Annotated in this window: 27 protein-coding genes and 2 tRNA genes; 24 read left to right on the top strand and 5 right to left on the bottom strand. The window is 68.0% G+C overall.

Annotated elements, in window-relative coordinates; genetic code table 11:
• Positions 1-24 precede the first annotated feature (24 nt).
• The 7 genes from thiE to thiD are packed head-to-tail and all read left to right on the top strand — an operon-like array spanning position 25 to position 5,918.
• Positions 25-645 carry a thiamine phosphate synthase gene (thiE, locus tag ABXG85_RS07565; RefSeq protein ID WP_353513107.1) on the top strand — a complete coding sequence of 207 codons (621 nt, stop codon included), beginning with the start codon at positions 25-27 and terminating at the stop codon, positions 643-645.
• Positions 632-826 (top strand): sulfur carrier protein ThiS, encoded by a 195-nt coding sequence (gene thiS / locus ABXG85_RS07560; protein ID WP_353513106.1) that lies wholly within the window; start codon positions 632-634, stop codon positions 824-826. The genes thiE and thiS overlap by 14 nt, the downstream gene beginning before the upstream one ends.
• Positions 827-1,609, top strand: coding sequence for a thiazole synthase (locus ABXG85_RS07555; RefSeq protein WP_353513105.1), 783 nt, complete (start codon positions 827-829; stop codon positions 1,607-1,609).
• Positions 1,606-2,535: an NAD(P)/FAD-dependent oxidoreductase gene (locus ABXG85_RS07550; RefSeq protein ID WP_353513104.1), complete on the top strand. Its 930-nt coding sequence runs from the start codon at positions 1,606-1,608 to the stop codon at positions 2,533-2,535. The genes ABXG85_RS07555 and ABXG85_RS07550 overlap by 4 nt, the downstream gene beginning before the upstream one ends.
• The gene (gene thiC, locus ABXG85_RS07545) at positions 2,532-3,839 is read left to right on the top strand and encodes a phosphomethylpyrimidine synthase ThiC (protein ID WP_353513103.1); all 1,308 of its coding nucleotides are present in this window, start codon (positions 2,532-2,534) and stop codon (positions 3,837-3,839) included. The genes ABXG85_RS07550 and thiC overlap by 4 nt, the downstream gene beginning before the upstream one ends.
• Before the next feature lie 4 nt (positions 3,840-3,843).
• Positions 3,844-5,145 (top strand): MFS transporter, encoded by a 1,302-nt coding sequence (locus tag ABXG85_RS07540; protein ID WP_353513102.1) that lies wholly within the window; start codon positions 3,844-3,846, stop codon positions 5,143-5,145.
• The gene (thiD, locus tag ABXG85_RS07535) at positions 5,142-5,918 is read left to right on the top strand and encodes a bifunctional hydroxymethylpyrimidine kinase/phosphomethylpyrimidine kinase (protein ID WP_353513101.1); all 777 of its coding nucleotides are present in this window, start codon (positions 5,142-5,144) and stop codon (positions 5,916-5,918) included. Before ABXG85_RS07540 ends, thiD begins: the two co-directional genes overlap by 4 nt.
• Before the next feature lie 62 nt (positions 5,919-5,980).
• Here thiD and ABXG85_RS07530 read toward each other — a convergent pair.
• Positions 5,981-6,057, bottom strand: a tRNA-Arg gene (locus tag ABXG85_RS07530).
• Between the two features lie 164 nt (positions 6,058-6,221).
• Here ABXG85_RS07530 and tkt point away from each other — a divergent pair.
• The 3 genes from tkt to rpe are packed head-to-tail and all read left to right on the top strand — an operon-like array spanning position 6,222 to position 9,330.
• Positions 6,222-8,177, top strand: coding sequence for a transketolase (gene tkt, locus ABXG85_RS07525; RefSeq protein ID WP_353513100.1), 1,956 nt, complete (start codon positions 6,222-6,224; stop codon positions 8,175-8,177).
• Positions 8,178-8,232: 55 nt separating this feature from the next.
• Positions 8,233-8,664 carry a phosphate-starvation-inducible PsiE family protein gene (locus ABXG85_RS07520; RefSeq protein WP_353513099.1) on the top strand — a complete coding sequence of 144 codons (432 nt, stop codon included), beginning with the start codon at positions 8,233-8,235 and terminating at the stop codon, positions 8,662-8,664.
• A 15-nt stretch (positions 8,665-8,679) separates the two neighbouring features.
• Entirely contained in the window at positions 8,680-9,330 is a 651-nt protein-coding gene (rpe, locus tag ABXG85_RS07515; protein WP_353513098.1) for a ribulose-phosphate 3-epimerase, read from the top strand.
• A 31-nt stretch (positions 9,331-9,361) separates the two neighbouring features.
• Here rpe and ABXG85_RS07510 read toward each other — a convergent pair.
• A tRNA-Pro gene (locus ABXG85_RS07510) sits at positions 9,362-9,438 on the bottom strand.
• A 234-nt stretch (positions 9,439-9,672) separates the two neighbouring features.
• On the opposite strand from ABXG85_RS07510, the gene ABXG85_RS07505 reads away from it, so the two are divergent.
• From ABXG85_RS07505 to greA, 6 genes are read left to right on the top strand one after another with little or no spacing between them, the layout of a single operon-like run.
• Positions 9,673-10,827 (top strand): thiolase family protein, encoded by a 1,155-nt coding sequence (locus tag ABXG85_RS07505; RefSeq protein WP_353513097.1) that lies wholly within the window; start codon positions 9,673-9,675, stop codon positions 10,825-10,827.
• Positions 10,828-10,834: 7 nt separating this feature from the next.
• Positions 10,835-11,563 carry an SDR family NAD(P)-dependent oxidoreductase gene (locus ABXG85_RS07500; protein ID WP_353513096.1) on the top strand — a complete coding sequence of 243 codons (729 nt, stop codon included), beginning with the start codon at positions 10,835-10,837 and terminating at the stop codon, positions 11,561-11,563.
• Positions 11,535-12,368: a CoA transferase gene (locus ABXG85_RS07495; RefSeq protein WP_353513095.1), complete on the top strand. Its 834-nt coding sequence runs from the start codon at positions 11,535-11,537 to the stop codon at positions 12,366-12,368. The genes ABXG85_RS07500 and ABXG85_RS07495 overlap by 29 nt, the downstream gene beginning before the upstream one ends.
• A 52-nt stretch (positions 12,369-12,420) precedes the next feature.
• Positions 12,421-14,271 carry a chorismate-binding protein gene (locus tag ABXG85_RS07490; RefSeq protein ID WP_353513094.1) on the top strand — a complete coding sequence of 617 codons (1,851 nt, stop codon included), beginning with the start codon at positions 12,421-12,423 and terminating at the stop codon, positions 14,269-14,271.
• A complete protein-coding gene (locus ABXG85_RS07485; RefSeq protein ID WP_353513093.1) occupies positions 14,268-15,008 on the top strand; it encodes an aminotransferase class IV in 741 nt (246 codons plus the stop codon). Before ABXG85_RS07490 ends, ABXG85_RS07485 begins: the two co-directional genes overlap by 4 nt.
• Positions 15,009-15,065: 57 nt before the next feature.
• Positions 15,066-15,536, top strand: a complete 471-nt coding sequence (gene greA / locus ABXG85_RS07480) for a transcription elongation factor GreA (RefSeq protein WP_353513092.1) — start codon at positions 15,066-15,068, stop codon at positions 15,534-15,536.
• Here greA and recO read toward each other — a convergent pair.
• Positions 15,531-16,190 carry a DNA repair protein RecO gene (gene recO / locus ABXG85_RS07475; RefSeq protein WP_353513091.1) on the bottom strand — a complete coding sequence of 220 codons (660 nt, stop codon included), beginning with the start codon at positions 16,188-16,190 and terminating at the stop codon, positions 15,531-15,533. The genes greA and recO overlap by 6 nt on opposite strands.
• A gap of 22 nt (positions 16,191-16,212) precedes the next feature.
• Between recO and ABXG85_RS07470 the strand changes: the two genes are divergently transcribed.
• From ABXG85_RS07470 to queA, 5 genes are read left to right on the top strand one after another with little or no spacing between them, the layout of a single operon-like run.
• The gene (locus ABXG85_RS07470) at positions 16,213-16,446 is read left to right on the top strand and encodes a hypothetical protein (RefSeq protein ID WP_353513090.1); all 234 of its coding nucleotides are present in this window, start codon (positions 16,213-16,215) and stop codon (positions 16,444-16,446) included.
• Positions 16,447-16,498: 52 nt separating this feature from the next.
• Positions 16,499-17,257: a TIGR00282 family metallophosphoesterase gene (locus tag ABXG85_RS07465; RefSeq protein WP_353513089.1), complete on the top strand. Its 759-nt coding sequence runs from the start codon at positions 16,499-16,501 to the stop codon at positions 17,255-17,257.
• Positions 17,254-19,827: a phosphoenolpyruvate carboxylase gene (locus tag ABXG85_RS07460; RefSeq protein ID WP_353513088.1), complete on the top strand. Its 2,574-nt coding sequence runs from the start codon at positions 17,254-17,256 to the stop codon at positions 19,825-19,827. Before ABXG85_RS07465 ends, ABXG85_RS07460 begins: the two co-directional genes overlap by 4 nt.
• 18 nt (positions 19,828-19,845) lie before the next feature.
• Positions 19,846-20,382: a LabA-like NYN domain-containing protein gene (locus tag ABXG85_RS07455; RefSeq protein ID WP_353513087.1), complete on the top strand. Its 537-nt coding sequence runs from the start codon at positions 19,846-19,848 to the stop codon at positions 20,380-20,382.
• A complete protein-coding gene (gene queA / locus ABXG85_RS07450) occupies positions 20,379-21,434 on the top strand; it encodes a tRNA preQ1(34) S-adenosylmethionine ribosyltransferase-isomerase QueA (RefSeq protein ID WP_353513086.1) in 1,056 nt (351 codons plus the stop codon). Before ABXG85_RS07455 ends, queA begins: the two co-directional genes overlap by 4 nt.
• On the opposite strand, the gene ABXG85_RS07445 is transcribed toward queA, so the two are convergent.
• Together ABXG85_RS07445 and mgtE are read right to left on the bottom strand one after the other, a co-directional pair.
• Positions 21,406-21,804, bottom strand: coding sequence for an ADP-ribosylglycohydrolase (locus ABXG85_RS07445; RefSeq protein WP_353513085.1), 399 nt, complete (start codon positions 21,802-21,804; stop codon positions 21,406-21,408). The two genes, queA and ABXG85_RS07445, sit on opposite strands and share 29 nt — an antisense overlap.
• A complete protein-coding gene (mgtE, locus tag ABXG85_RS07440; protein WP_353513084.1) occupies positions 21,801-23,150 on the bottom strand; it encodes a magnesium transporter in 1,350 nt (449 codons plus the stop codon). The genes ABXG85_RS07445 and mgtE overlap by 4 nt, the downstream gene beginning before the upstream one ends.
• 208 nt (positions 23,151-23,358) lie before the next feature.
• On the opposite strand from mgtE, the gene ffh reads away from it, so the two are divergent.
• Genes ffh through ABXG85_RS07425 form a run of 3 tightly spaced genes read left to right on the top strand, consistent with a single transcriptional unit; the run spans position 23,359 to position 25,200 of the window.
• Positions 23,359-24,660, top strand: coding sequence for a signal recognition particle protein (gene ffh / locus ABXG85_RS07435; RefSeq protein WP_353513188.1), 1,302 nt, complete (start codon positions 23,359-23,361; stop codon positions 24,658-24,660).
• Positions 24,661-24,667: 7 nt separating this feature from the next.
• Positions 24,668-24,922, top strand: a complete 255-nt coding sequence (gene rpsP / locus ABXG85_RS07430; protein WP_353513083.1) for a 30S ribosomal protein S16 — start codon at positions 24,668-24,670, stop codon at positions 24,920-24,922.
• Between the two features lie 59 nt (positions 24,923-24,981).
• Entirely contained in the window at positions 24,982-25,200 is a 219-nt protein-coding gene (locus ABXG85_RS07425) for a KH domain-containing protein (protein WP_353513082.1), read from the top strand.
• Positions 25,201-25,209: the final 9 nt, after the last annotated feature.

Below are 25,209 nucleotides of genomic sequence, written 5' to 3'. Positions count from 1 at the left end.
CCGCTGGCCTAAGGGGGTGAGCGGTTGCGCGGAAGGCTTTACCTGGTGGTGACCCCAAGGCCAGGGTGGTCCATGGAGATGACCCTGGACCGCACCGAGCGGGCCCTTGGGGGAGGGGTGGAGGTCTTGCAGCTTCGGGCCAAGGACTGGGAGGCGAGGCCCATCCTGGAGCTGGGCGAGCGGATGCTGGCCTTGGCCAGGCGCTATGGGGTCCCCTTCTTCCTCAACGACCGCCCGGACCTGGCCGCCCTCCTGGGGGCGGACGGGGTGCACCTGGGGCAGGGGGACTTGACCCCAATGGAGGCGCGGCGCTTCTTTCAGGGGTTCATAGGCCGCTCCACCCACGCCCCGGAGCAGGCCCTAAGGGCCCTGGAGGAGGGGGCCGATTACCTCTCCGTGGGGCCGGTGTGGGAAACGCCCACCAAGCCGGGGCGGAAAGCGGCGGGGCTTGGCTACGTGCGCTGGGCAGCGGAGAACCTAGGAGAGAGGCCCTGGTTCGCCATCGGCGGGATTGACCTCACCAACCTGGACCGGGTCCTCGAGGCGGGGGCGAGGCGCATCGTGGTGGTGCGGGCCATCCTGGACGCCCAGGACCCCGAGGGCGCGGCCAAGGCTTTCCGGGAGCGGCTTTATGGTGTGGCTTAACGGCGAGCCTAAGCCTCTGGAGGGGAAAACCTTGAGGGAGGTCCTCCAGGCCTTGGGCGTGGAGCTGGAAAGGGTTGCCGTCCTCCTCAACGAGGAGGCCTTCCCTGGGGCCGAGGTGCCGGAGCGGCTCCTGAAGGAGGGCGACGTGGTGGAGGTGGTGGCCCTGATGCAGGGGGGCTAGATGGATACCTGGAAGGTGGGCGAGGTAGAGCTCAAAAGCCGCCTCATCCTGGGCTCGGGCAAGTTCAAGGACTTCGGGGTGATGCGGGAGGCCATAAGGGCGGCGGGGGCGGAGGTGGTGACGGTTTCCGTAAGGCGGGTGGAGCTCAAGGCTCCGGGGCACGTGGGGCTTTTGGAGGCCCTGGAGGGGGTGCGGCTTCTCCCCAACACCGCTGGGGCGAGGACGGCCGAGGAAGCGATGCGCCTGGCCCGGCTAGGCCGCCTCCTCACCGGGGAGCGCTGGGTCAAGCTGGAGGTCATCCCCGACCCCACCTACCTCCTCCCCGACCCCATAGAAACGCTAAAGGCGGCGGAGAGGCTTCTGGAGGAGGGCTTTTTGGTCCTGCCCTACATGGGCCCCGACCTGGTCTTGGCCAAGCGGCTTGCCGCCTTGGGTACGGCCACGGTGATGCCCTTGGCCGCCCCCATCGGCTCGGGTTGGGGGGTGAAGACCCGGGCCCTTCTGGAGCTCTTCGCCCGGGAGCGCCCAAGCCTCCCCCCGGTGGTGGTGGATGCAGGGCTTGGCCTTCCCTCCCACGCGGCAGAGGTGATGGAGCTGGGCCTGGATGCGGTCTTGGTGAACACGGCCATCGCCGAGGCGGAAGACCCCGTGGCCATGGCCGAGGCCTTTAGGCTTGCGGTGGAGGCGGGAAGGAAGGCCTATTTGGCGGGGCCCATGCGGCCCAGGGAGGCGGCGAGCCCCTCGAGCCCCACGGAGGGGGTGCCCTTGGGGAGGCCAGGGTGAAGGCCGAGGTGGCCGTGGTGGGGGCGGGGATCATCGGGGCCCTCACGGCCTATGAGCTGGCCAAGCGGGGGCTTCAGGTGGTCCTCCTGGACGCGGGCAAAGAGGGGGCCGCCACCCGGGCAAGCGCCGGGATGCTCGCCCCCTACCCCGAGGGGCTGAGCGGGGAGCTTTTGCAGGCGGGCCTCTACGCCCTCCACTACTACCCCGAGCTTTTGGCGGAGCTTCGGGAGGAGGGTTTCTCCGTAGAGGCGGGTTTTTCCGGCACCTTTGTGGTGGCCCTGGGGGAGGGGGAAAAGGCGGCTTGGCAGGCGGAGGAGGCCCCGCCCTACCCGGTGCGGGGGGGGCTCGGGGCCAGGCGTTTTCCCGGGGGCTATGTCCACGCCGCGGCGCTGCGGGAGGCCCTCCTCGCCCTCCTGGCCCGAAGGGGTGTCCCCCTCTGGCCCGTGGAGGTGGAGGCGGTGGGGGAGGGGAGGGTGGCCTTCCCAGGGGGCGCGGTGCAGGCCCGGTACGTGGTCCTCGCCGTGGGGGCCTGGGCCGCCCGCTTCGGCCTAGGGGTGCGGCCCCTTAGGGGGGAGGCCCTCCTCCTCCAGGGCCCTCCTCCCCCCGGCCCCCTCTTCGCCGGGGAGGGGTACCTTCTCCCCCGAGAAGGGGGGGTCTACGTGGGGGCCACGGCGAGGGAGGGCTGGGGAGCGGGGGTGGATCTTTTCGGGCTTAGATGGCTTGCCGACTACGCCCACGAGCGCTTTCCCCTCCTGGCCGAGGCTCGGTTGAGGGGAGCGGTTTGGGGCTATCGGCCCATGGGGGAGGTCTTTGTGGGCGAGGCGGGAGAAGGCGTGTACGCGGCGGTGGGGCACGGCCGAAACGGCGTGCTCCTCGCCCCTTGGACGGCAAGGAGGCTTCTTGCCCTCATGGGGGTGGAAGGATGACGCAACTGGAAGCGGCGAGGAAGGGGATCATCACCGAGGAGATGGCCTACGTGGCGGAGCAGGAGGGGGTTTCCCCCGAGTTCGTGCGGGAAGGGGTGGCCTCGGGCCGGATCGTCATCCCCCGCAACAAGAACCACGCCACCCTGGAGGACTTCAAGGGCATCGGGGAGGGGCTTTCCGTAAAGGTGAACGCCAACCTCGGCACCTCCTTCGATTACGTGGACGTGGAGGAGGAGGTGGAGAAGGCCAAGGTGGCCATCCGCTACGGGGCGGACACCCTCATGGACCTCTCCACCGGGGGGGACCTCGAGGCGATAAGGCGGCGGATCCTCGTGGTGGCCACCGTCCCCTTGGGCACCGTGCCCATTTACGAGGCGGAGTTCCGCGCCGCCAAGCGCAAGAACTTCTTCGATATGTCCGCAGACGAGCTCTTTGAGGTCATCGAGGCGCACGGGAAGGAGGGGGTGGACTACATCACCGTGCACGTGGGGGTGACCCTGAAGAACCTGGAGATCTACCGGAATAGCCCCCGCACTACGGGCATCGTGAGCCGGGGCGGGGGGCTCATGGCGGCCTGGATGCTCCACCGGGGGGAGGAAAACCCCCTCTACGCCCGCTTCGACGACCTCTTGGACCTCGCCCGCACCTACGATATGACCCTCTCCCTGGGGGATGGCCTGAGGCCCGGCTCCCTGGCGGACAGCACCGACCGGGCCCAGATCGCCGAGCTTTTGACCATCGGGGAGCTGGTGGAACGGGCGCGGCGGGCCGGGGTCCAGGCCATGGTGGAGGGCCCCGGGCACATCCCCTTGAACGAGGTGGCCACCAACGTGCAAATCCAGAAGAAGCTCACGGGGCATGCCCCCTTCTACATCCTGGGCATGCTCCCCGTGGACACCGCTGCCGGCTTCGACCACCTCGCCGGGGCCATCGGGGGGGCTTTGGCGGGCTGGATGGGGGCGGACATGCTCTGCTACCTGACCCCGGCGGAGCACCTGGGCCTGCCCACGGTGGAGCACGTGAAGGAGGGGGTGATCGCCTTCAAGATCGCCGCCCACGCCGCGGACGTGGCCCGGGGGAACCCGAGGGCCCTGGAGCGCAACCGGAGGATGTCCGAGGCCCGCTACCGCCTGGACTGGGAGGCCCAGTTCGCCCTGTGCCTCTTCCCCGAGGAGGCCCGGCGGCTCAAGGAGGAGCGGGGAAGCCGCACCAAGGCCTGTAGCATGTGCGGGCCCTTCTGCCCCATGAACCTGGTGGAGGCGGTGCTGAGGGGCAAGGGGCGGCTGGAGCTTCCGGTAGCCTAAAGCCATGGACGTGCTTTCCCGCTTGGAACGCCTGCCCTTGGGCAGGCCCCACTACCGCTTGCTCTTCCTGCTGGGCCTGGGCTGGGCCTTGGACGCCATGGACGTGGGCCTCATTAGCTTCACCCTGCCCGCCTTGTCGCGGGAGTTTGGCCTAAGCCCGGTCCAGGCGGGGCTTTTGGGAAGTGCCGGGCTTTTGGGCATGCTCTTGGGGGCGGCCGCGGGGGGGAGGCTTGCCGACCGCTTGGGGCGGAAGGCGGTGGTGGGGTATAGCCTCTTCCTGGCGGGCTTGGGAAGCCTTCTTACCGCCTTGGCCCCGGGCCTTGGGTGGGTCTACTTCTTCCGCTTCCTCACGGGGCTGGGGCTTGGGGCTGAGCTGCCCGTGGCGGCGAGCCTCATGGGGGAGTTTAGCCCCAGGGCCCACCGGGGTCGCATGGTGGTCCTCCTGGAGGCCTTTTGGGCGGTGGGGTGGCTCCTTGCCGCCTTGGCGGGCTACCTCCTGGTCCCGGGCCTGGGTTGGCGGGCGGCCTTCCTCGTGGGGGCCCTTCCCGCCCTCTACGCCGCCTACCTGCGGCTTTCCCTGCCCGAGTCGCCCCGCTGGCTCGTGGCCCAGGGGCGTCTGAAGGAGGCGGAGGCCTTGGTGGTTGCCTGGGAAAAGGCCTTTTCCCATCCTTTGCCCCCGCCTTCCCCCGTCCCCTCCCCCAGGGCATACCCCTACGCTGCCCTTTTCCGCCCACCCCTCTTGCGCCGCACCCTTTTCCTCTCCCTCGCTTGGTTTGCCCTGAACGCCGGCTACTACGGGGCCTTTATCTGGCTTCCTTCCCTTCTCGTGGCCCAGGGGTACACCCTGGTGCGCTCCCTGGAATATGTCCTCCTCATCACCCTGGCCCAGGTGCCGGGGTACTTGGCTGCTGCCTTCTTGGTGGAGCGCCTGGGGCGCAGGCCGGTCCTGGTGGCCTTTTTGGCCTTCTCCGCCCTCGCCGCTTACCTTCTCTCCCGGTCCTCCTCTCCCGCGGAGGTGCTTCTTTTCGGAAGCCTCCTCTCCTTCTTCAACCTGGGGGCTTGGGGGGCCATTTACGCCTATACCCCGGAGCTTTTCCCCACCGCCTTGCGGGGAAGCGGGGCGGGGCTGGCCGCCGCCGTGGGCCGGGTGGGGGGGATTCTGGCGCCCTACGCCACCGGGGTCCTGCTTCCCGCCTTGGGGCCGGGGGGCGTGCTGGCCCTCCACGGGGGGCTTCTCCTCCTGGCGGGGCTTTTCGCCTTCGGCGTGGGGGTGGAAACCCGGGGCAGGCCCTTGGAGGAAGGATGAGGGTAGCCCTTACCATCGCCGGCTCGGACTCGGGAGGCGGGGCGGGGGTGCAGGCGGACCTCAAGACCTTTTTCCGCTTCGGGGTCTACGGGGCGAGTGCCCTCACCCTGGTCACGGCCCAGAACACCCTGGGGGTGCGGCGGGTGCACCTTCTCCCCCCGGAGTTGGTCTACGCCCAGATCCAAAGCGTGGCCGAGGACCTCCCCGTCCACGCCGCCAAGACCGGGGCCTTGGGGAGCGGGGAGATCGTGCTGGCGGTGGCGGAGGCGGTGGTCCGCTTTGGCCTGAGGCCCTTGGTGGTGGACCCGGTGATGGTGGCCAAGGGGGGGGACCCCCTTCTCGCCCAGGAGGCTGTGGCGGCCCTGAAGGAACGGCTTTTCCCCCTGGCGGACCTCATCACCCCGAACCGCCTCGAGGCCGAGGCCCTCTTGGGCGAGCCCATCCCCACCCTAGCGGAGGCGAAGGAGGCCGCCAAAGCCCTCTTGGCCTTGGGGCCCAGGGCGGTCCTCCTCAAAGGGGGGCACCTGGAGGGGGAGGAAGCGGTGGACCTCCTGGCTACCCGGGGGGGGGTGCGGGCCTACGCCGCACCCCGGGTGGCCACCCGGAACACCCACGGCACGGGCTGCACCCTTTCCGCCGCCATCGCTGCCCTCCTGGCCCGGGGCAGGCCCCTAGAGGAGGCGGTGGCGGAGGCCAAGGCCTACCTCACCCGCGCCCTTAAGACGGCGCCTCCCTTGGGCCAGGGCCACGGCCCCTTGAACCACTGGGCGTAGGAGGAAGGGGTAAAAAGATTTCCGCCCTCCTTTCCGAGGGCGGAAGTTTTGTGTCCTGCGCTTGGTGCGCCCGGAGGGATTCGAACCCCCGACCTAGGGCTTAGGAAGCCCCCGCTCTATCCTGCTGAGCTACGGGCGCCCACGCCCTTGGGATTTTAGCACCCCCCAAGGGGGAAGGCAACCGCCCCTTGCCAGGTATAGTTTTTCGCGGGGATGTGGGGCGTTCCATAAGCGCTCCTTTATGCTCCAACGCCCCGGGCTTCCTTGCGCTTTGGCGTGGGGAAGCCTACCCTGGAGGGAACCATGACCCAGACCCAGGACCTCGTGGCCCTTTCGGTGAACGCCATCCGCTTCCTGGCCATGGACGCCGTGGAAAAGGCCAAAAGCGGCCATCCCGGCATGCCCATGGCCATGGCGCCCTTGGCCTACCTCCTCTACCGGGAGGTGATGCGGCACAACCCCCTAGACCCCACCTGGCCCAACCGGGACCGTTTTGTCCTCTCCGCCGGGCACGGTTCCATGCTCCTTTACGCCACCCTTCACCTCACGGGGTATGACCTTTCCCTGGAGGAGCTCAGGCGCTTCCGCCAGTGGGGCTCCAAGACCCCGGGCCACCCCGAGTACGGCCACACCCCGGGGGTGGAGGTGACCACGGGCCCCTTGGGCCAGGGGATTTCCACGGCGGTGGGCCTAGCCTTGGCGGAAAAGAAGCTCGCCGCCGAGTTTAACCGCCCTGGCCACCTTGTGGTGGACCACTACACCTACGTCCTGGCCTCGGACGGGGACCTCATGGAGGGGGTTTCCTCCGAGGCGAGCGCCTTGGCAGGACACTGGAAACTATCCAAGCTCATTGTTTTCTGGGACGATAACCGCATATCCATTGACGGCCCCACGGACTTGGCCTTCAGCGAGGACGTTCTCTTGCGCTACCGCGCCTACGGCTGGCAGACCCTAAGGGTGGAGGACGCCAACGACCTGGATGCCCTCCGCCATGCCCTCAAGCTGGCCCAGCTGGACGAGCGTCCCACCCTCATCGCCGTGCGGAGCCACATCGGCTACGGCTCGCCCAAGCAGGACTCCCACAAGGCCCACGGGGAACCCCTGGGCCCGGAGGCGGTGGAGGCCACCCGCAAAAACCTCGGCTGGCCCTACCCCCCCTTCGTGGTCCCCGAGGAGGTCTACCGCCACATGGACATGCGCGCCCAGGGCAGGGCCTGGCAGGAGGCGTGGGAACAGGCCTTAGAGGCTTACGCCAAGGACTTCCCGGAGCTATACCAAGAGCTTCGCCGCCGTCTTCAGGGGGAGCTTCCCCCTTTGCCGGAGGAACCGCCCGCCTTTGACAAGCCCGTGGCCACCCGGGCGGCGAGCGGCAAGGTGCTGGACCTCCTCGCTTCCCGGGTGCCGGAGCTGGTGGGGGGTAGCGCCGACCTCACCCCTTCGAACAACACCAAGGCCGCAGGCATGGAGGACTTCTCGGCGGACACTCCCACGGGCCGCTACCTGCACTTCGGGGTGCGGGAGCACGGCATGGGAGCCATCCTGAACGGGCTCAACCTCCATGGGGGCTACCGGGCCTACGGGGGGACCTTCCTGGTCTTTTCCGATTACATGCGCCCCGCCGTGCGCCTGGCCGCCTTGATGGGAACGCCCACGATTTTCGTCTACACCCACGACTCCATCGCCCTGGGGGAGGACGGGCCCACCCACCAGCCCATAGAGCACCTTATGAGCCTCCGGGCCATGCCGGGGCTTTGGGTGATCCGGCCCGCTGACGCCCACGAAACCTTCTACGCCTGGCAGGTAGCCTTGCGGCGCAAGGATGGCCCCACCGCCTTGGTCTTCACCCGGCAGGCGGTGCCCCTCCTTTCCCCGGAGAAGGCCAAGGGGCTTCTCCGGGGTGGGTACGTTCTGGAGGACGCCGAGAACCCTCAAGGGGTCATCGTGGCCACGGGGAGCGAGGTCCACTTGGCCCTGAAGGCCAAGGAGCTTCTCGAGGAGCGGGGCGTTGGGGTGCGGGTGGTGAGCCTGCCCTGTTTTGAGCTTTTCGAGGCCCAACCCGAGGACTACCGCAAAGGGGTCCTGCCCCCGGGCCTGCCCGTGGTGGCGGTGGAGGCGGGAGCCTCCTTGGGCTGGGAGCGCTACGCCCACAAGGTGGTGGGACTGGACCGCTTCGGGGCCAGCGCCCCTTACCCCGAGGTCTACGAGCGGCTGGGCTTCACCCCGGAAAGGGTGGCGGAGGCGCTTTTGGCATTGGTGTAGGCAAAGGCCTTTTACCCCTTAACGGGTAGGGGAGGGGTCACTTACCTTCTTTCCTATGGAGGGGTTCCTGCGTTTTTTTCCCCGGGCGGAGGGGGTCATTTATCTCTTTGCCGGGCTCTTGGTGACCTTGGGAGCGGCGTACCTTCTGATGGGTTCCGTGGTGGAGGGGGTAGGCATGCTCTTTAGGCACGAGGGGCACAAGCTCGCCGTTTTCTTGTTGGATCGTGTGCTTCTCGCCCTTATGATGGCGGAGATCCTCTATACCCTGGTGCGCTTTGCTAAGGAGGGGCAACTCCAGGTGGAGCCCTTTCTCATCATCGGCATCATCGCGGGGGTACGTCGCATCTTAGTGGTCACCGCAGAGGGGCTTCAGAAATTCCCCTTTGCCCTGGACCATCCTGGCTTCCAAGCCGTGTTGGCGGAGCTCTTTCTCCTTTCCCTTATGATCTTGGTCCTGGCAGCGTCGTATCGCTTGGTCCACCGTTAGGGGTATAGTCTCCTTGTGCGCTTTGCGGCTTCCATCCTCACGGCGGACCTGGCCAGGCTTAAGGAGGAGATCCAGGAGGCGGAAAGGGCGGGGGTGGACTGGATCCACCTGGACGTGATGGACGGGGTCTTTGTCCCCAACCTCACCTTTGGTCCCATCTTGGTGGAGGCGGTGCGTCGGGTCACCACCTTGCCCTTGGACGTCCACCTCATGATCGTGAACCCGGAGCGCTACCTCGAGGACTTCGCCCAAGCGGGGGCGGACCACATCACCGTCCACTTCGAGGCCACCTATCACCCCCACCGGGCGGTGCAGCGGGTGAAGGAGTTGGGGAAAAAGGTGGGGCTTGCCGTCAACCCCGGGACTCCCCTCGAGGCCTTTGAACCCCTTCTGCCCGAACTGGACCTGGCCCTCCTCATGAGCGTGAACCCGGGGTTCGGGGGGCAAAGGTACATCCCCACCGCTACGGAACGGCTTCGGCGGCTTCGGGCCATGCGGGACCGGGTCAATTCTGCCTGCCTCCTGGTGGTGGATGGAGGGGTGAACCGGGATACGGTGAAGGAGGTCCACGAGGCGGGCGCCGACGTGGCGGTGGCGGGAAGCGCCCTCTTCAACGGGCGGCCCGTGTCGGAAAACCTAAGCGCCTTGCGGAAAGCTCTGGAATAAGTTAGGGCCCCGCCTTTAGGCGGGGCCTTTTTGGTCGGGGAGGCCGGATTTGAACCGACGACCACACGCACCCCAAGCGTGTGCGCTACCAGGCTGCGCTACTCCCCGGCGCGCAAGGGTTAGTGTAGTGTGCGAGGCCGGTGGCGTCAAGGGGTGGGTGGAACGAGAAGCCCTCTCTGGTTTTGGTCTAAAAAGTCCAGATTTGGGCGGGGTAAAAGGCGGTTCATTCTTGTATTCAGAGAAAGCGCCAGGTAAACTACGGTGTCAAGGTGTTCTGGCTAGGCGAGCGAATTTTCCCCTTCCGGGGGGTGTTGTTTTTCGGGAACACCTACGGAGGCCCGTATGAGGGAGGCGGTGATCCTCGAGGCGGTGCGTACCCCCATCGGCAAAAGGAACGGGGCCCTTAGGGCGTGGCGGCCCGATGCCCTCTACGCCGAGGTCCTGAACGCCCTCCTGGCGCGAAGCGGACTGGACCCTGCCTGGGTGGAGGACGTGGTGACGGGGTGCGTGACCCAGGCGGGGGAGCAGGGGGCGAATGTGGGGCGGCTTGCCGTCCTCCTTTCCCGCCTGCCCAAGGAGGTGCCGGCGGTAACGCTAAACCGCATGTGCGGCTCGAGCCAGCAGGCGGTGCACTTCGCCGCCCAGGCCATCGTTGCCGGGGACCTGGACTTCGCCATCGCCGGGGGGGTGGAGAGCATGACCCGGGCCCCCATGTTCTCGGACATCGGGGGCGGGTTTCACACCCTAAACCCTGCCCTCTTCGACAAGTACGAGCTGGTGCACCAAGGGGAAAGCGCCGAGCGCATCGCCCGGCTTTTTGGCTTTTCCCGTAAGGACCTGGACGAGTGGAGCCTCCTTTCCCACCGCCGGGCGCAACGGGCCACGGAGGAGGGCCGCTTCGCCCGGGAGATGCTTCCCCTCACCGGCCTGGATGCGGAGGGAAGGCCCTTCCTTTTGACCCGCGACGAGGGCGTCCGCCCCGACACCAGCCTGGAACGGCTCGCCGCCCTCAAGCCCGCCTTCCGGGAAGACGGCCTCATCACCGCCGGGAACAGCAGCCAGATTTCGGACGGGGCGGCGGCCTTGCTCCTGGGCGAAAGGGAGAAGGCCCTGGCCTTGGGCCTTAGGCCCCGGGCCCGCTTCCTGGCCCGGGTGGTGGTGGCGGGGGACCCCACCTTGCAGCTTCTGGAGATCCTCCCCGCCACGCGGAAGGCCTTGGCGCGGGCTGGGCTTGCCCTAAGCGACCTGGACGTGATCGAGGTGAACGAGGCCTTCGCCAGCGTGGTCCTGGCCTTTCTCAGGGAGTTCCGCCCCGACCCCGAGCGGGTGAACCCGAACGGGGGGGCCATCGCCCTGGGCCACCCCTTGGGGGCCACGGGGGTCATCCTCATGACCAAGCTCCTCCACGAGCTGGAAAGGCGGGACGGGGAGTTCGGCCTGCAGGTGATGTGCATCGGCCATGGCCAGGCCACGGCCACGGTGATCCAAAGGTTATAGGAGGGGTATGAAAAGGAGCGCTTTGGTAACGGGCGGGGCCTCGGGGCTCGGGCGGGCTGCCGCCTTGGCCCTGGAGGCCAGGGGCTACCGGGTGGTGGTCTTGGACCTGAGGCGGGGGGAGGACGGGCTTCGCTACGTGGAAGGGGACGTGCGGTCGGAGGCGGACGTGGCCCGAGCCCTGGCCCTAGCGCAGGAAGAAGGGCTCCTCTTCGCCGTGGTGAACGCCGCGGGCATCGGCCTGGCCAAGAGGATCCTGGGCCGGGAAGGACCCCACGACCTGGAGAGCTTTCGCAAGGTGGTGGAGGTGAACCTGGTGGGCACCTTTAACGTCCTCCGCCTGGCGGCCTCGGCCCTGCGGGAGAACGCGCCCGATGGGGAAGGGCAGCGGGGCGTCATCGTGAACACCGCCAGCGTGGCGGCTTACGAGGGGCAGATCGGCCAGGCGGCCTACGCCGCCAGCAAGGGGGGCGTGGTGGCCCTCACCCTCCCCGCCGCCCGGGAGCTGGCCGAGTGGGGCATAAGGGTGGTGGCCATCGCCCCGGGCCTCTTCGATACCCCCCTTCTTGCGGGGCTACCCGAGAAGGCCCGGGCCTCCTTGGCGGAACAGGTTCCCTTCCCCAAACGCCTGGGCCGCCCGGAGGAGTACGCCCTCTTGGTCCTGCACATCCTGGAAAACCCCATGCTGAACGGGGAGGTGATCCGGCTGGATGGCGCCCTGCGCATGGCCCCCCGGTAGGGTCCTGGACCTCAGCCGCCTCCTGCCGGGGCCCTTGGCGGGGAAGCTCCTTATGGAGCTGGGCCTTCCCGTGCTCAAGGTGGAGCCCCCCACGGGGGACCCCTTAGAGGCCCTGGCCCCGGAGGCCTACCGCTTCCTGAATGCGGGGAAGGCGGTGTGGGTCCTGGACCTGAAGACGGAGGAGGGGCGGGAGGCCCTGCTGGGGCTTGTGGCGGAGGCGGCCATCCTCCTCGAGGCCAACCGCCCCGGGGTCATGGAGCGGCTGGGCCTGGGGCCGGAAGTGCTTCTGGAGCGCAACCCCCGCCTGGTCTACGCCCGGCTCCGGGGCTACCCGGAAGGGGATGACCCCGGGCACGACCTCACCTACCTGGCGGAGGCGGGTCTTTTGGGCCGCTTTCCCTGGCGGGCCTTCCAGTTCGCCGACCTGGCCGGGGCCTACGCCCTGGCCCTGGCCGCCTTGAAGGGCCTCCTCCTCGGGGGCGGGGTCTATGAGGTGGCCCTCTCCCAGGCGGTGCGGGCCATGGCCTACCCGCCCATCCCCTTTTTGGACGGCTCCGTCCTCTGCTACGGGGTCTACCCCGCGAAGGAAGGGGAGGTGGCCCTGGCCGCCCTGGAGCCCCACCTTTGGGCCCGGTTTTGCCAGCGGGCGGGGCTTCCCGAGCTCCTGGGGGCCGCCTTCAGCCCCGCTTCCCCGGAGAACCCCGCCTACATCAAGCTCCTCGCCTTCTTCGCCCAACGGCCTGCCCCTGCCCTCGAGGCCTGGGCCAAGGCGGAGGGGCTTCCCCTGAGGCGGGTGCGGGGCTAGACCCACCGGGCGAAACGGGGCTTGACCCTCTTGCCTGGGTATACTCGGGGCCGTGCTGGGGCTTTACCACGCCGCCCGGGCCCTGGGCCTGAGGCCCGCCCTGTTGGAGTCCTTGGGGCCCCGCACCCCCTTTTCCCGGCTTTCCCTCCTGGGGGTGGGGCCGAGGCACCGCCTCGAGGTCCTGGAGGGCCGGCTTTACCTGGACGGGAGGCGGGTGGGGGAGGCCCTGGACCTTTTCCGCTACCTGGAGAAGGGCTTGGGCAAGGGCTTTTTCCCCGCCTGGATCGGCTTTTTCGCCTACGAGTTTGCCCGCCACCTGGGCCTTCCCGCCCATCCCCCCCTTCCCGGCCTCCCCGAGGCGGCCTTCTTCTACTACCCCGAGGGCTACGCCCTCCTGGAGGGGAGGCTCGTGGCGCGCCCTTCCTTCGCCCTGCGGCCCCTCCCCTACACCCCGCCTTCCTTGCCCCAATACCCCTTGGTTTCCGACTTCCCCCGGGAGGCCTTTTTGCGGGGGGTGGCGGAGGTGAAGGAGCGGATCCGGGCCGGGGTGGTCTACCAGGTGAACCTTTCCCACCGCTTCCGCCTCCTGGGCCCCGTGGACCCCCTCCTCCTCTACGCCCGCCTCCGGCGCCTCAACCCTTCCCCCTTCATGGGCCTGTTGGAAGGGGAAGGGTGGGCGGTGGTTTCGGGAAGCCCGGAGCGGCTTTTCCAGAAGGTGGGCGGCCGCCTCCTCGCCCGGCCCATCGCCGGCACGCGGCCCAGGGGGAGGACGGAGGCGGAGGACCTGGCCCTGGAGGAGGATCTCCTCTCCTCCCCCAAGGAGCGGGCGGAGCACGCCATGCTGGTGGACCTCCTGCGCAACGATCTGGCCCGGGTGGCCCTCCCCGGCACGGTGCGGGTGCGGGAGCTTTTCACCGTGGAGCGCTACGCCCACGTGATGCACCTGGTGTCCGAGGTGGAGGGGTACACCCCCGCCCCCTTGGGGGAGGTCTTCCGAAGCCTCTTCCCCGGGGGCACCATCACCGGGGCCCCCAAGGGCACGGTGATGGCCGCCATCCGGGAGCTGGAGCCCGTGCCCCGGGGGGCCTACACGGGAAGCCTCGGCTACGTTTCGGGCCGGGGGGCGGACTTCAACATCCTGATCCGCTCCTTCCAGAAGGTGGGGGAGGAGGTGCTCTTCTCCGCCGGGGCGGGGATCGTCATCGCCTCGTTGCCCGAGCGGGAGTACGAGGAAACCTTGCATAAGGCGCAAAGCCTCCTCCTGGCCCTGGAGCGGGGCAGGCCCGGGGCGAGGCCCCTTCCCCCCAAGGCCAACGCCTCCTGGCGCCCCCCGCTCCCCTCGAGGCGGCTTCGCGCCCGGGTGCTCTTCCTGGAGAACCGGGACTCCTTTAGCTACAACCTGGTGGACTACCTCCGGGCCCTGGGGGCGGAGGTGGCGGTGGTGGACCAGGAGGAGGCCCCGGACCTTTCCGGCTTCACCCACCTGGTGGTGGGCCCGGGGCCCAAGGACCCCTACACGGCGGGCCGCATCCTGGAGTGGACGGAAAGGGCCCTGGCAGAGGGCATCCCTATGCTGGGGGTCTGCCTGGGCCACCAGGCCCTGGGGGTGGTCCTGGGGGCGGAGCTTTACCGCGAGGCCCCGGTCCACGGGGAGGGCCACGCCGTCTACCATGGGGGGGAGGCCCTCTTTAGGGGCTTCCCCAACCCCTTGCCCTTCGCCCGCTACCACTCCTTGGCCCTAAGGCGCCTTCCCCCTTCCCTCCGCCTCCTGGCCTGGACGGAACACGGCGTGCCCATGGCCCTTTGGGACGGGCGGAAGGCCTTTGGCGTGCAGTTCCACCCCGAAAGCATCCTCTCCCCTTGGGGCATGGAGCTTTTGGCCCGCTTCTTGGAGGTGGCATGAGGCTCCTCAACGGTGAACCCTTGGCCGGCCCTTGGCTCGAGGCCTTCTTCTACCACGGGGCGAGCGTCTTCACCACCTTGCGGGTGGAAAGAGGCGCGCCCCTTTGGCTGGAGGCCCACCTCTCCCGCCTCCGCCGCCACGCCCAGGCCCTGGGCCTCCCCTACCCGGGGGACGGGGCTTTCCTGGAGGACTTGCAAGCCCTTCTGGCCCACTTCCCGGGCGTTTCCTGCCTGCGGGTGCGGCTCACCGTGGGGGAGGGGGTAAGGCTGGCGGAGGCCAGGCCCTACACCCCTCCTCCCCTGAGGGCCTACCGGGAAGGGGTGAAAGCGGTCCTCACCCCCTACCGCGTCCACCCGGACCTCGCCCCCTACAAGACGGGCAACTACCTGCCCTACCGCCTGGCCCAAGGGTGGGCCGAGGCGCGGGGAGCCTTTGAGGGCCTCCTCCTGGACGCCTGGGGGCACGTGGTGGACGGAAGCCGCACCAGCCCCCTCCTCTTTCGCCAGGGCACGCTGTACCTGCTGGAGGGGGGCCTCGAGGGCATCACCCGGGAGGAGGTGGCCAAGAAGGCCAAGGAGCTTGGCCTGGAGGTCAAGCGGGCCTTCTTGCGCCCTGGGGAGCTTTCCGGCACCCTCCTCCTTGCGGGAAGCGGGGTGGGGCTTTTGCCCGTGGGGAAGCCGGAGGAGGCCCTTCTTCCCCTCGTGGAGGCTTTCCTTCCCGCCTGCTATACTGAATAGCGGTACCGCCAGCCCAAGGCCTTGGGCTGGTGCCCCTTTTTACCCGGAGGGATGCGCATGAAGAAGCCGGTTTACCTCACTCCCGAAGGTTACAGGCGCCTTCAGGAGGAACTTCACCACCTGAAGACCACCAAGCGGCAGGAGATCTCTGCTGACTTTGAGCAGGCCCTGGAGGAGGGCGACCTCAGGGAAAACGCCGGATACGACGAGGCGCGGCGGGCCATGTGGCAGAACGAGGCCCGCATCGCCCAGCTGGAGGACCTCCTGGCCCGGGCGGTGGTGGTGGAGGGGAACGGCACCTACGAGGAGGTGGCCCTAGGCTGCCAGGTGGAGTTGGAAACCGAGGCGGGGGAAAGGCTTTCCTTGGCCATCGTGGGGAGCCACGAGGCGGACATCTTCAGCGGCAAGATCTCCGACGAGTCCCCCCTGGGCCAGGCCCTTTTGGGCAAAAAGGTGGGGGACGTGGTGGAGATCCGGGGCAAGAAGGGCGCCCAGGTCTACACGATCCTGGAGATCAAGCCCCTATAGGAGGCTTGCGCTCCTTAGAGGGCCCAAAGCCTCCTCCACGTGGTGCTTGAGGGCAAGGAATAAGCGGTCCAAGGGGGCTTCTTTCAGGTAGGGCAATGCCTCCCCGCCTGGGAGGTGGAGGATGGCGCGAAGGGCCTCCACCCCCTTTTCCCCCAGGTACACCCCCTCCGCGGCGAGCCGCCCCTCCTTGAGGTGAAGCCCCGGGCCCAAGAGGTTGGGGGCAAGCCCTCCCGCCTTCACCACCCGCCACCCCGCCCAGACCAGGGGGAGGAGGGGGTTTTCGTGCTTGGCGATGCCCCGGAGGCCGGAGACGAAGAGGGGGTAGATCTTGGCGGCGGCCTCGGGGGAGGCCAGGCGGTAGGCGAGCTCCGCCAAAAAGGAGGCGTAGAGGTAGCGGCGGGGCTCTTCCAGGCCGAAGAGCTTGCCCAAAAGCTCCGTCTGGGTCAGGGTGGGGAGGCCTTCCTTTTTGGCGTAGACCTGAAAGCGCACGTGGTGGAAAAGGGAAAGCCTCCCGGAGCGGCCCGTGGGCCTTAGGCCCTTCTTGGCCACGGCCTCGAGGCTCCCCTTGGGCGTGACGAAGCGGAGGAGAAGATCCCCCTGGGGCAGGGCCTTCCGCCCCACCACCACCCCCTCCTCCAACCGGTAGCGTTCCACCTTTCCAGTGTATGCTGAAGGCATGGAACGGAGCCTTCGGGACATTTTAGAGTGGGTGGTTTTGGGCCTTTTGGTGGTGGTGGGGGTCCTTCTCGCCCTGTGGGTAGGGGGGTGGGTGTTCAGCTTCTTGGGCAAGGTTCTCCTCGCCCTTTCCGGTCTTATCTGGACCCTTCTCCTTTACGCCATTCCCCTCCTCATCCTGGCGGGCATCGGGTACGGCGTGGTTTACTTCCTGCAAAAGCGAAGCGCAGCTTAATCCCTGGATCGGGAGTGGTGGGGAAGGGGCATGGGGGCCATATAATGCCCCCATGCGGCTTTTATTCATCGGGGACGTGATGGCCGAGCCCGGTCTACGGGTAGTGAGCCTCCACCTGCCGGACATCCGGGATCGCTACGACCTGGTCATCGCCAACGGGGAAAACGCCGCTAAGGGAAAAGGCTTGGACCGGCGTTCCTACCGCCTTTTGCGGGAGGCTGGGGTGGACCTCGTCACCTTGGGCAACCACGCCTGGGACCACAAGGAGGTGTACGAGCTTTTGGAGAAAGAACCCGTGGTGCGGGCCCTCAACTACCCTCCGGGCACCCCGGGGCGGGGCTGGTGGCGGCTTAGCGCCAACGGGGAAAGCCTCCTCTTCGTCCAGGTGATGGGCCGGGTCTTCATGGACCCCCTGGACGACCCCTTTCGCGCCTTGGACGCCCTTTTGGCCCAAGAGAAGGCGGACTACGTCCTGGTGGAGGTCCACGCCGAGGCCACCAGCGAGAAGATGGCCCTGGCCCACTACCTGGATGGGCGCGTGGCCGCCGTTTTGGGCACCCATACCCACGTGCCCACCCTGGACGCCATGCGGCTTCCCAAGGGGACGCTTTACCAGACCGACGTGGGCATGACCGGTACCTACCAGTCCATCATCGGCGGCGAGGTAGAGACCTTCCTGGCCCGCTTCCTCACCGGCCGCCCCCAGCCCTTCCGCGCCGCCCAGGGCAAGGCGCGGCTACACGCCACGGAGCTCGTTTTGGAGGGCGGGAAGCCCGTTTCCATCAGCCCTTACGTGTGGGAGGAGCCGTGAGCGATCCCTTTGAGCTTTTGAAGGCGGAGGTGGACCTCCTGGGCCGCCTACTGGGAGAGGCCATCCGGAAGGTTTCCGGGGAGCGGTTTTTCGCCTTGGTGGAGGAGGTGCGCCTTTTGGCCAAGGGGCGGCGCCAAGGGGAGGCGGGAGCGGGGGAAGCCTTGTTGCGGCGGGTGGAGGGCCTTTCCGTGGAGGAGGCGGAGGCCTTGGTGCGGGCCTTTACTCACTACTTCCACCTGGTGAACCTGGCGGAGGAGCGGCACCGGGTGCGGGTGAACCGCCTGCGGGCCCAGGCGGAAACCCCCGAGAACCCCAGGCCCGAGGGCTTCCTGGCCTTGGCCCAGGCCCTGAAGGCCCGGGGGCTTTCCCTAGAGGAGGCGGAGGCGCACCTGAACCGCCTAGAGCTCGTCCTCACCTTCACCGCCCATCCCACGGAAACCCGCCGCCGCACCCTGCGGCACCACTTGGAAAGATTGCAGGAGGAGCTGGAGAGGGAAGAGCGGGAGCGCCTTGCGGCCCGGGTCGCTTTGCTGTACGCCACGGAGGAGGTGCGGAAGGCGAGGCCCAGCGTGGAGGACGAGATCAAGGGGGGGCTCTACTACCTGCCCACCACCTTGTGGGAGGCCGTGCCCAAGGTGGTGGGGGGCCTCGAGGCCGCCTTGGAACGGGTCTACGGCCAGCGCCCCCGCCTGCGGAGCCCAGTGCGCTTCCGCAGTTGGATCGGCGGCGACCGGGACGGGAACCCCTTCGTCACCCCGGAGGTCACCGCCTTCGCCAGCCGCTACGCAAGGGAGGTGGCGCGGGGCAAGTTTCTGGAGGCCCTCGAGGGCCTGGTGCGGGACCTCTCCCTTTCCGAGGCCCGTCTTCCCGTTTCTAAGGAGGTGCGGGAAGGCGGGGAGGGCATAGAACGCTTCCCGGGCGAGCCCTACCGCCGTTATTTCGCCGCCCTTTACCGGGCCTTGGAGGGGGGCTCCCTTTCCACCGAGGAGCTTTCCCGGGCCTTGAAGGTGGCGGAAAAGGGCCTGGAAGGGGTGGGCCTCGCCCAGGTGGCGGAGGTCTTCTTGAGGCCCCTGGAGGCGCGGCTTTCCGCCTTCGGCCTGGAGCTTGCCCCCTTGGACCTAAGGGAGGAGTCGGGGAAGCTTTTGCAGGCGGCGGCGGAGCTTTTGCGCCTGGGCGGGGTTCACGCCGAGTTTTTGTCCTTAGCCCCGGAGGAGCAAGAAGCCCTCCTCACCCAAGAGCTCAAGACCCCGCGCCCCCTCATGCCCGTGGGGGCGGCGCCGGAAGGGGAGGCCTTGCGGGTGGCCTTGGGGGCCCTTAGGGCCTGGGGGGACAAGGGGGCCCATGTGGTGTCCATGACCCACCACCCCGCCGACCTCCTCGCCGTCTTCCTCCTGGCCCGGGAGGTGGGGCTTTACCGCCCGGGGAAGCCCCTCCCCTTCGACGTGGTCCCCCTCTTTGAAACCCTGGAGGACCTAAACCGGGCCCCCGAGGTCTTGCGGCGCCTCCTGCGCAATCCTGTCTTCCGCGCCCATGCGGAGGGGCGGGGTGGGGTGGAGGTGATGATCGGCTACTCCGATTCCAACAAGGATGCGGGCTTCCTCATGGCCAACCTGGCCCTGTACCAGGCGCAGGAGGCCCTCCACGCCGTGGGGGAGGCGGAGGGCATCCCCGTCTTCTTCTTCCACGGCCGGGGCACCTCCACCGCCCGGGGCGGGGGACCGGCGGGCCGGGCCATCGCCAGCCTCCCCCCCAGGAGCGTGGGGCCTCGCCTCCGCCTCACGGAGCAGGGGGAGGCCCTGGCGGACCGCTACGCCCACCCGGACCTGGCGGTGCGCCACCTGGAGCAACTCCTCTTTCACTTCGCCCAGGCGGCCTTGGGAGAGGGGGTGGAGCCCAAGCCCGAGTTCCGCCAAGCCCTGAAAGAGGCGGCACAAAGGAGCATGGAGCGCTACCGGGCCCTCCTCCAGAGGGAAGGCTTCTTCGCCTTTTTTGAGGCCTTTACCCCCATCCGGGAGATTGGCGAGCTTCCCATCGCCAGCCGCCCCGTGTACCGCCACGGCCGGGTGCGGGATATCCGGGACCTGCGGGCCATCCCTTGGGTCATGGCCTGGACCCAGGTGCGCCTCCTTCTGCCGGGGTGGTACGGGCTATCCGCCTTGGAAGCGCTACCCCTTCCCCTCCTTCAGGCCATGTACCGGGAGTGGCCCTTCTTCGCCGCCACCTTGGAAAGCGCCGCCATGGCCTTGGCCAAGGCGGACCTGGGGATCGCCGCCTTGTACCTGCGCCTGGTGCCCGAGGGGCTATGGGGCTTCTTCCAGCACCTGGCGGAGGAGTACCAAAGGACCGTGGCCCTTTTGCAGGCCATCTTTGCGGCTCCCCTTCTCCACAACCAAAGGACGTTGGAGCGGCAGATCAGCCTCCGGAACCCCTACGTGGACCCCATCAACTTTGTCCAGGTGGAGCTCCTCCGCCGCTACCGGGCCCCTGGGGGTCGGGAGGAGGAGGGCTTACGGCGGGCGCTTCTCCTTTCCCTCCTTGGGGTGGCGGCGGGGCTCAGGAACGCCGGTTAGGCAGGTATGATGGGGGCGATGGAACCCCTTGGCCACCACCAGGACCAGCGGGTGGGCGTCTTTGTGGACACCCAGAACCTGTACCATTCCGCCCGGGACTACTACGAGCGGAACGTCAACTTTGAAAGCCTTCTCCGCTATGCCGTGGGGGGGCGGCGCCTGGTGCGGGCCACGGCCTACGTGGTGGAGAAGGAGGGGGACACCTCCGCCTGGCCCTTTATTTACAAGCTTTCCACCATCGGCTACCGGGTGCGGCGCATGTACCTCACGGTGAAGGAGGTGGGGGAGGGCGGCAAGCCCATATACGAGGGGAACTGGGACATGGGCATCGCCGCGGACATGGTGCGGCTCATGCCCTACTTGGACGTGGTGGTGTTGGGAAGCGGGGATGGCGACTTCGTGGAGATCCTCGAGGTCCTCATGGAGCGGGGCATCCGGGTGGAGGTCATCGCCTTCCGGGAAACCACCTCCCAGAAGCTCATCGACGCCGTGGACCGCTTCGTCCACCTCCCCGACATCCCTAACCCCTTCATGGAGCCCAGAAACGCCGGATGACGGAGCTAGACCTCTACGACTACCACCTCCCCCCCGAGCAGATCGCCCAGGCGGGGTTGGAGCCTCGGGACGCCGCCCGGATGATGGTGGTCTACCGGGAAGGGCCCTTTGCGGTGGACCATCGGCGGGTGCGGGACCTCCCCGAGTTTTTGCGCCCGGGGGACGTGTTGGTCTTCAACGAGAGCAAGGTGATCCCCGCCCGCCTCCTGGCCCAGAAGCCCACGGGGGGCAGGGTGGAGATCCTCTTGGTGCGGGAGAAGGCTCCCGGGCTTTGGGAGGCCCTCTTGGGGCCAGCCCGGAAGGCGCCCGTGGGCACCCGGCTAGAGCTTCTTTCCCCAAAGGACCTAAGGCCCGTGGCGGGCCTAAAGGCGGAGGTGGTGGGGGTGGAGCCCGATGGGGTGCGGCTTCTCCGCTTCCAGGGGGACCTTGCCGCCCACTTGGAGGCGGTGGGGGAGGTGCCCCTTCCCCCCTACATCAAGGCCCGGGTTCCCTTGGAACGCTACCAGACGGTCTACGCCAAGCGCCCGGGCTCCGTGGCCGCCCCCACGGCTGGCCTCCACTTCACCCCGGAGCTTTTGGCCCGCTTGGAGGGCATGGGGGTGGAGCTTCGCTTCCTCACCCTCCACGTGGGCCCCGGCACCTTCCGCCCCATTAAGGGGGACGTGGAGAAGCACGAGATGCACGCCGAGCCCTTCGAGATCCCCGAGGCCACCGCCATAGCGGTGAACCGCGCCCGGGCCGAGGGGCGCCGGGTGGTGGCGGTGGGCACCACGGTGGTGCGGGCCCTGGAGAGCGCTTGGCGGGAGGGGAAAGGGGTGGTGCCGGGGGCGGGGGAAACGAGGCTCTTCATCCGCCCGCCCTACACCTTCCGGGCCATAGACGCCCTCTTCACCAACTTCCACCTGCCCCGCTCCACCCTTCTCATGCTGGTGGCCGCCTTCTTGGGGCGGGAGCGGACCCTGGAGGCCTACCGCCTGGCGGTGGCCGAGGAGTACCGCTTTTACTCCCTGGGGGACGCCATGCTCATCCTTCCCCGCCCCGAAGCCCCTTGAGCCAGGCCCAGGCGGCCTCGGCCTCGAGCAGGGTGGGCCTGCGCTCGGGGGCGAACCAGGCGAGGAGAGGGGCCAAGGCTTCCGGGTCCGGGGGGCTTGGGTCCGGCGAGAGCACCAGTTTGTGGTCCCCGTCCAAAAGGGCCACCATGCCCAGGAGAAACCCTTCCGCCTCGGTGCCCGGAGGCAGGGGTGGCCCCAGGTAGCAGGCGTCCACCTCCTCCCCGTCGGCGGGGTTGACGAGGCCGGGCAGGAAGCCGTAGTTCACCGGGGCCGGGGCGTCCTCGCCCAGAAGGACGAGCCTTCCCCCCTTGTAGGCGTAGCGCAAGGGGCTTCCCTTGCTCCATTCCACTACCATGCGAAGCCGCTTCATCCCAGGTTTAGGAGGAGCCGGGCCACGGTGAGGTAGATGAGAAGCCCGGAGATGTCGGAAAGGGTGGCCACCAAGGGGTTGGAAACCAAGGCGGGGTCCACCCCAAACCGCCTCAGGACCACGGGGAGCATGGCCCCCACCAGGTTGGCGAAGAGGACCAAGAGGAAGAGGGCAAGCCCCACCACCGGGGCCAAGGCGGCGTGCCCGTCCAGGACCACCTTGCCCAGGAGCAACAGGGCCAGGGTTAGGCCGAGGAGGCTCCCCACCACCCCTTCCTTAAGAAACACCTTCCGCCAGTCCTTGAGGTCCAGGTCCCGGGTGGCCAGGGCGCGGATGATGAGGGTGGCGGACTGGTTCCCCGTGTTCCCCCCGGTGCCCAGGAGCACGGGCACGTAGAAGGCCAAGGCGGTCACCGCCTCTAGGAGGTTTTCGAAGCCCTGGAGGATGGAGCTCGTGACCATCCCCGTGAGGATGAGGATGACGAGCCACCGCACCCGGGCAAGCCACAGGGTGAGGGGGGAGGCTTGGCTGTAGACCAGATCGGGCACGTCCACGGCGGCGAGCCGGTGGATGTCCTCGGTGGCCTCCTCCTCCAGGACGTCCAGGACGTCGTCCACCGTGACGATGCCCACCAGGCGGCCCTCCTCGTCCACCACCGGCAAGACGGTGAAGTCGTAGTCGGCCATGAGGCGGGCCACCTCCTCCTGGTCGGTGTCCGTGCGCACGTGGATCACCTTGGGGTTCATGATCTCCCGCACCCGGGTCCTGGGGTCGGCCACGATGAGGTCCCTTAAGGAGAGCACCCCCTTGAGCCGGCCCGCCTCGTCCACCACGTAGAGGTAGTAGACGGTTTCCGCATCGGGGGCTGCCCGGCGCAGGAAGCGGAGGACCTCCTCCACCGTCATCCCCTCCCGCACCGCCACGTACTCGGGGGTCATGAGGCCGCCCGCCTCGTCCTCCTCGTACTGGGTGAGCTCCTCCACCTCGGCCCGGGTCTTGGGGTCCAGGGCCTCCTTGAGCTTGCGGGAGAGCTCGGGGTCCTCCTCCTCCACCGCCTGGAGGGCGTCCGCCAGGTCGTCCAAGGAGAGCTCCTCCAAAAGCTCTTGGGTACGCCAGGGAGGCAGGGTTTTGAGGTACTCCGCCTGGGCTTCGGGGGAGAGGTTGGAGAAGACGTCCGCCGCCTTGTCCTTGGGGAGCAAGGTCAGGAGGACGTAGCGGTGTTCGCCCTTAAGCTCGTCCCAAAGGGCCAAAAGGTCCTGGGGATGGACCTCTTCCAGGAGGCTTTTGAGCTTGAGGGTGTCGCCGTCTTCCAGGGCTTGGAAAAGGGGGGAAAGGGTGGTTTCCACAGGCGGCCTCCTTTCCGGCTGAAGGCCGCCTGGGGGCGGCCCTCAGCGCCTAGGACTCGAGGGCAAGGGCCCTAACATAACCTTTTCCAGGGTATTCCCTGGCTAGGGTCCCGTCAACCTAGCCCGCTAGAAATGTAGGAAAAATTGAGGTTGACACGCTCAAGGGGCATGGCCTATCCTGGAGCCCGGCCTGGGGGCCGTGCACACCATGTTTGCCCAGCTAGCGGCGCGCTTACAAGAAGCCATAGATCGGCTCCGGGGCCGGGGCCGGATCACCGAGGAGGATCTGAAGGCCACCTTGCGGGAGATCCGCCGGGCTTTGATGGACGCCGATGTCAACCTGGAGGTGGCCCGGAGCTTCGTGGAGGGGGTGCGGGAAAGGGCCCTGGGCCAGAAGGTCTTGGAAAGCCTCACCCCCGCCGAGGTCATCCTGGCCACGGTGTACGAGGCCCTAAAGGAGGCCTTAGGGGGCGAGGCCAAGCTTCCCGTCCTTAAGGACAAGAACCTCTGGTTCCTGGTGGGGCTTCAGGGCTCGGGCAAGACCACCACCGCCGCCAAGCTGGCCCTGTACTACAAGGGCAAGGGGCGCCGCCCCCTCCTGGTGGCCGCCGACACCCAGCGCCCCGCCGCCCGGGAGCAGCTTCGGCTCCTGGGGGAGAAGGTGGGGGTTCCGGTCCTGGAGGTGGCGGATGGGGAGTCCATAGAGTCCATCCGGCGCCGGGTGGAGGAAAAGGCCCGCCTCGAGGCCCGGGACCTGGTCTTGGTGGACACCGCTGGCCGCCTGCAGATTGACGAGCCCCTCATGGCCGAGCTTTTCCGCCTCAAGGAGGCCCTGCGCCCTGACGAGGTCTTGCTGGTCCTGGACGCCATGACCGGGCAGGAGGCCTTGGGCGTGGCCAAGACCTTTGACGAGCGCATCGGCGTCACGGGCCTCATCCTAACCAAGCTGGACGGGGATGCCCGGGGCGGGGCGGCGCTATCCGCACGGCACGTCACGGGCAAGCCCATCTACTTCGCCGGGGTTTCCGAGCGCCCGGAGGGCCTGGAGCCCTTCTACCCTGAAAGGCTTGCCAGCCGCATCCTGGGCATGGGAGACGTGGCCACCCTGGCGGAGAAGGTGCGGCAGGCGGGCCTCGAGGCGGAAGCCCCCAAGGCCGCCAAGGACCTCACCCTGGAGGACTTCCTCAAGCAACTGCAAAACCTCAAGCGCCTGGGCTCCTTCTCCGAGATCTTGGGCATGCTTCCGGGGATGGGGAAGGCCCTTCAGGGGGTGCAGGTGGACGATAAGGCCATCAAGCGCCTCGAGGCCATCGTCCTCTCCATGACGCCGGAGGAGCGCAAGGATCCCCGCATCCTAAACGGTTCCCGGCGCAAGCGCATTGCTCAAGGCAGCGGCACCACCGTGCAGGAGGTGAACCGCTTCATCAAGTCGTTTGAGGAAACCAAGGCCCTGATGAAGTCCCTGGAGAAGCGCAAAGGCCGGGGACTCATGGGAATGTTCAGGAGGTAGACAAGGCATGGTCAAGATCAGGCTTTCCCGGTTCGGCTCCAAGCACAACCCCCATTACCGCATCGTGGTCACTGATAGCCGCAGGAAGCGGGACGGGGCGTACATTGAAAGGATCGGCTACTACGACCCCCGCAAGACCACCCCCGACTGGCTCAAGGTGGACGTGGAGCGGGCCAAGTACTGGCTTTCCGTGGGGGCGCAACCCACGGACACCGCCCGCCGGCTCCTGCGCCAGGCGGGGGTCTTCCGGCAGGAGGGCTAGGCGCTTTCCCTGGCTTTGGGCGGGGCGGGAGCCCCGCTTGTTTCCTTTACCATGGAGGCATGAAGGACCTGGTGGAGTACCTGGCCAAGAGCGTGGTGGACCACCCCGAGGCGGTGCGGGTGCAAGAGCGGCGCACCCGAGAGGGCCTGGTGTACCTGGTGGAGGTGGCGCAGGAGGACAAAGGGCGGCTCATCGGCAAGCAGGGCCGAGTGATTGAGGCCATCCGCACCCTGGTGCGGGCCTACGCCAGGCGCAAGGTGGGGGTGGAGGTGCGCTAAACTAAGGGC

This window comes from Thermus sp. LT1-2-5, assembly GCF_040363165.1.
Taxonomy (GTDB): Bacteria; Deinococcota; Deinococci; order Deinococcales; family Thermaceae; genus Thermus.
This window is presented reverse-complemented; position numbering and strand designations above follow the sequence as displayed.

Coding starts and splice junctions, on each gene's coding strand:
- ABXG85_RS07455 (WP_353513087.1), top strand. CDS start 19,846: ATGGAACCCCTTGGCCACCACCAGGACCAGCGGGTGGGCGTCTTTGTG.
- ABXG85_RS07465 (WP_353513089.1), top strand. CDS start 16,499: ATGCGGCTTTTATTCATCGGGGACGTGATGGCCGAGCCCGGTCTACGG.
- thiC (WP_353513103.1), top strand. CDS start 2,532: ATGACGCAACTGGAAGCGGCGAGGAAGGGGATCATCACCGAGGAGATG.
- queA (WP_353513086.1), top strand. CDS start 20,379: ATGACGGAGCTAGACCTCTACGACTACCACCTCCCCCCCGAGCAGATC.
- rpsP (WP_353513083.1), top strand. CDS start 24,668: ATGGTCAAGATCAGGCTTTCCCGGTTCGGCTCCAAGCACAACCCCCAT.
- ABXG85_RS07445 (WP_353513085.1), bottom strand. CDS start 21,804: ATGAAGCGGCTTCGCATGGTAGTGGAATGGAGCAAGGGAAGCCCCTTG.
- greA (WP_353513092.1), top strand. CDS start 15,066: ATGAAGAAGCCGGTTTACCTCACTCCCGAAGGTTACAGGCGCCTTCAG.
- ABXG85_RS07495 (WP_353513095.1), top strand. CDS start 11,535: ATGGCGCCCTGCGCATGGCCCCCCGGTAGGGTCCTGGACCTCAGCCGC.
- ABXG85_RS07470 (WP_353513090.1), top strand. CDS start 16,213: ATGGAACGGAGCCTTCGGGACATTTTAGAGTGGGTGGTTTTGGGCCTT.
- thiD (WP_353513101.1), top strand. CDS start 5,142: ATGAGGGTAGCCCTTACCATCGCCGGCTCGGACTCGGGAGGCGGGGCG.
- ABXG85_RS07540 (WP_353513102.1), top strand. CDS start 3,844: ATGGACGTGCTTTCCCGCTTGGAACGCCTGCCCTTGGGCAGGCCCCAC.
- ABXG85_RS07425 (WP_353513082.1), top strand. CDS start 24,982: ATGAAGGACCTGGTGGAGTACCTGGCCAAGAGCGTGGTGGACCACCCC.
- ABXG85_RS07505 (WP_353513097.1), top strand. CDS start 9,673: ATGAGGGAGGCGGTGATCCTCGAGGCGGTGCGTACCCCCATCGGCAAA.
- tkt (WP_353513100.1), top strand. CDS start 6,222: ATGACCCAGACCCAGGACCTCGTGGCCCTTTCGGTGAACGCCATCCGC.
- ABXG85_RS07520 (WP_353513099.1), top strand. CDS start 8,233: ATGGAGGGGTTCCTGCGTTTTTTTCCCCGGGCGGAGGGGGTCATTTAT.
- ABXG85_RS07555 (WP_353513105.1), top strand. CDS start 827: ATGGATACCTGGAAGGTGGGCGAGGTAGAGCTCAAAAGCCGCCTCATC.
- ABXG85_RS07485 (WP_353513093.1), top strand. CDS start 14,268: ATGAGGCTCCTCAACGGTGAACCCTTGGCCGGCCCTTGGCTCGAGGCC.
- ABXG85_RS07500 (WP_353513096.1), top strand. CDS start 10,835: ATGAAAAGGAGCGCTTTGGTAACGGGCGGGGCCTCGGGGCTCGGGCGG.
- thiS (WP_353513106.1), top strand. CDS start 632: ATGGTGTGGCTTAACGGCGAGCCTAAGCCTCTGGAGGGGAAAACCTTG.
- ffh (WP_353513188.1), top strand. CDS start 23,359: ATGTTTGCCCAGCTAGCGGCGCGCTTACAAGAAGCCATAGATCGGCTC.